The following is a 3,708-nucleotide window of genomic DNA, read 5'->3' as shown; positions in this document are numbered from 1 at the left end:
TCACTCTTAATCCCCATGCCCCATGCCCCATGCCCTATGCCCCATGCCCCATCCCTCTTTTCTCCATGCCCCATGCCCTATGCCCTCTTCCCCCATGCCCCATGCCCCATGCCCTATGCCCCAATCCCCCAAATCCCCAGAAGTAGCCAGAGGCTCAAGCCATGGCCATTTTTTTCCTGCCTGCAGCTTTGCCTGCGGCCAGCACTTTTCCCGCCGGCTGGTCATAACGGGTATCCTGCAAAGCATTTCTGTATCCCTGCAGCAACGGCCCCAGCCTGTCCCGAAAAGGCTCGGAGAAACCCACAAAATCCTTTCTTATGGGCATGGCCAGGTCCAGGGAGTGGGCCGGGCCCAGGTCCAGTACGTGGCTGCTTCTTTCCTTGAGAACCTTGAAATACTCTTTCTTCCACTCCAGCCCCAGAAAGCTGTAAAGCATGGAGCACATCCCATCAGGATTGCGGGTCAGCTCCTCGTAGCTCAGCATGAGCATGGGATTGGGCAGCACCTGTGTCCAGTGCTTGATGAGTTCCCGGTACAGCCTGATTTCCCGTCCCAGGTGTTCCAGGTCGAAAGCGTACCTGTTGCCCCGGGCGTAATGCTTGAAATAACAGGATACGCCCAGGTCCTTGAGATCACGCTGGACAAAGATAATGGGCGTCGCCGGAAAATAAAGCCCCAGGTAGCCAAGGACAGTAATATTGCCCGGCAGAGTGGTCACGCATCTGCCTCTGCCAGGGGGGAACTGGTGTTCACGTATATAATTGCGGGCCTCCTGGCGACTTTTTTCCGGTGTGAGTTTTTGCAGGTAATTTTTACCCTTGCCCCGGCAGAAACGGTGGAACTTCTGATCCTCTCCCCAGGGCTCAATATCGGGGTGACAGGCTATCAGGGACTCCACTAAGCTCTTGCCGCTGCGGGAAAAGCCCACCACAAACACCTGCGGCGTCTCTTGCAGGCCGAAATCACCGGCCCGCGCCATGAATTCTCCGGAAAAAAGCCTCTGATACCTCGCCGGCCTTATATCCCAGTCCGGGCCGCCCTCGCGCAGCGGATACATGATCCTGTTGGCCTGGTCATAGCAGTCAAATGCCTCGGACAGGCGTTTTTGATCCAGCATGGCCTTGCCCAGGGCAAATCCGGCCAGTGCCCTGTCGTGCGGATCTGTTTCGCTGTCCATGAACCTTGCCTGCAGACGCTTTATGGCCGGATCGTCCGGATCGTCGAAAGTGGTCAGCTCGGACAGGCCGTAGTGGGCCTGGACCGAATCAGGATCAAGTTCCAGGGCCCTGCGGTAAGACTTCAGGGCGTCACTTATTTGACCCAGATGTTTGTACGCATTGCCCAGGCGGGAATGGGCGTGCTCAAAATGCGGATCAATCTCCAGGGCCCTCAGGTAGTGATCCCTGGCCTCTTCATAGAGTTTGAGGTCCTTGCAGACGCTGCCCATGCGTGTGTGATGCAGGGCCGAATCCGGCTCCAGTTCCAGGGCCCTCTGCAGATGTTCCCGGGCCTCTTCCGGATTGTTCAGTTCCCTGCAGACGCTGCCCAGGCTGCTGTAGGCCGGAGGGTGCTCCGGGTTCATAGTCAGAACTTTCTGATACAGGCGCTTGGCCTTTTGCGGTTCCTCCAGTTCGTGGTGGGCCCGGGCCAGTTTCATCAGGGCGTCCCAGTTGTGCGGGTCCAGCTCAGAGGCCCGGCGGGCGTGATCCCTGGCCTGGTGCAGATTCTTTGCCCGTCCGAATATGGCAGCCAGCCGCACATGAATGGATGGGCTGTCCGGGCTGATGTCCAGCATCTGCAGGTACCTCCGGGCGGCTTCTTCATCCCGGCCCATGGCCTCCAGGTTCTGAGCCAGGTTCTTGAGCAGTTCCGCATCACCGGGCAGCAGCCCGGCCGCCTGCTCCAGGCGGGGCAGGGCCTCGGCGTTTTTCCCCTGTATGGCCTGGACCGTGCCCAGGTACTTGAGCATCCGGCCGTCCCCCGGATTTTTCTTCAGAAGCTTGCGGGCAATCTTTTCCGCCCGGGCAAAATCCTTTTTCTTCAGGGCTTCGGCGTAAGCATTTAAACCATTATTTCCTGAAGCGCTCATGCATTCTCTCCTGTTTGAAGTTCACAACTACCCTGCACAGATAGCAATGTCCATGCCACAGCAACTCTCAAAAACAGGCTGATACTGATAAAGAACCGAAAATCACTTTCCCCCAGCCTTGAACGGGCCCTGCCCGCCTTTCACACCCCCGGCATGATGAAATGTACGATATGCCCCGCGAAGCAGGGTCTCACTGGAATGTAAGGCCCCCAGGCCTCCCATGCCAAAAAATCCCCCCTCCTTCTCGCCCTTATTCACTTTTCATCATTCATCTTTTCTTCCTCCCCCATGCCCCATGCCCTATGCATCCTCTTCCACTCCCATACTTTCTTCCCCATGCGCCATGCCCCATGCCCCATGCCCCATGCCTTCTTCCCCCATGCCCCATGCCTTCTTCCCCCATGCCCCATGCCCTATGCCCTCTTCCCCCATGCCCCATGCCCTATGCCCCAATCCCCCAATCCCTAAATCCCCCAATTCCCCAATCCCTAAATTCCTAAATTCTCCAATCCCTGAATACCTCCTTGACAAAAACATAGCATTGCGGCTTAATAGCCTTAAACAAACCAGCAGGAGGATCTCATGGACGCCAAGGAAGCAATGCTCTCAGCCATGAAGGAATGGATGCTCCCTGAGCTGAACAGCATCAGGGAGGACTACAAAAACATAAAAACTACTCTGGACATGACCAACAAGAGGCTGGACGAGATGAAGGCCCACCTGGTGGATCAGGGCAGGCGTATCGATGACACCAGAGCCGAGCTCAAGGCAGAGATCCAGAAAAACACAGAAAGAATCGACGAAACCAGAGCAGAACTTACCACCCGCATTGATGAAACCAGAGCCGAGCTAAAGACCGAGATCCAGAAAAACACAGAAAGAATCGACGAAACCAACAGGCGCATCGACGAAACCAGGGCGGAGCTAAAGACCGAGATCCAGAAAAACACCGAGAGAATCGATGAAACCAACAGACGCATCGACGAAACCAGAGCAGAACTTACCACCCGCATTGATGAAACCAGGGCGGAGCTAAAGACCGAGATCCAGAAGAACACCGAGAGAATTGATCACATCAACACGCGAATCGACAATTTGACCAGGGAAGTGGCTGAGGTAAGAGGAGACCTGAACAAGGCCCTGAGCGACAAGGTTGTTGTCCAGGATCTTGTTGAGCGCGTGGGCAGGCTGGAAACCAGGGCCGCCTGATGCCGGTCCAAAGGTTGGAGTGACTCAAGAATTTTGACCAGATCCATCGCTGTCCTTCGGAATTATACCGGGCAAGCAAGTGCTCCGCACACAAACGGTTTTGAAACCGCCCCATAAAAGTAATATAACCTACAAAAAACTGACTACCTCTTCCACAAGCTCGGAAATTGAAGGAGCTGCAGCCTCAACTATTGAATTATCACTCAAATGCTTATGCTCTTTGGATTTTAAGGCAGGTTTGTGACGGGCGTTATCATACCGAAAAACTAATTTTCCATGCCTGTCCTGATAATGATACCCATAGCTCACTTTTTTGATGCCATATGCTGCATCAATGTACTCTCTGACATGTAAAGAACTGCCGTCCACCAAGACAACGCTGGCCTGAATTACAGCCTGCTTTCCCGCTC

The 3,708-nt window shown here is 54.8% G+C and carries 4 protein-coding genes; 1 reads left to right on the top strand and 3 read right to left on the bottom strand.

Translation table 11 applies throughout. The features are described from left to right. Positions 1–154: 154 nt before the first annotated feature. Together D5S03_RS07850 and D5S03_RS07845 are read right to left on the bottom strand one after the other, a co-directional pair. Positions 155–2,089: a tetratricopeptide repeat-containing sulfotransferase family protein gene (locus tag D5S03_RS07850; RefSeq protein ID WP_008871493.1), complete on the bottom strand. Its 1,935-nt coding sequence runs from the start codon at positions 2,087–2,089 to the stop codon at positions 155–157. A 300-nt stretch (positions 2,090–2,389) separates the two neighbouring features. Then, positions 2,390–2,542, bottom strand: a complete 153-nt coding sequence (locus tag D5S03_RS07845) for a hypothetical protein (RefSeq protein WP_287043363.1) — start codon at positions 2,540–2,542, stop codon at positions 2,390–2,392. 129 nt (positions 2,543–2,671) lie between these two features. On the opposite strand from D5S03_RS07845, the gene D5S03_RS07840 reads away from it, so the two are divergent. Continuing rightward, the gene (locus tag D5S03_RS07840; protein ID WP_008871495.1) at positions 2,672–3,298 is read left to right on the top strand and encodes a coiled-coil protein; all 627 of its coding nucleotides are present in this window, start codon (positions 2,672–2,674) and stop codon (positions 3,296–3,298) included. A gap of 129 nt (positions 3,299–3,427) precedes the next feature. Here D5S03_RS07840 and D5S03_RS07835 read toward each other — a convergent pair. Next, positions 3,428–3,708: toxin-antitoxin system TumE family protein (locus D5S03_RS07835; RefSeq protein WP_287043360.1), on the bottom strand; the 281-nt coding region annotated here is incomplete at its 5' end.

The sequence above is a fragment of the Desulfonatronospira sp. MSAO_Bac3 genome (assembly GCF_003838035.1).
Classification (GTDB): Bacteria; Desulfobacterota; Desulfovibrionia; order Desulfovibrionales; family Desulfonatronovibrionaceae; genus Desulfonatronospira; species Desulfonatronospira thiodismutans.
This window is presented reverse-complemented; position numbering and strand designations above follow the sequence as displayed.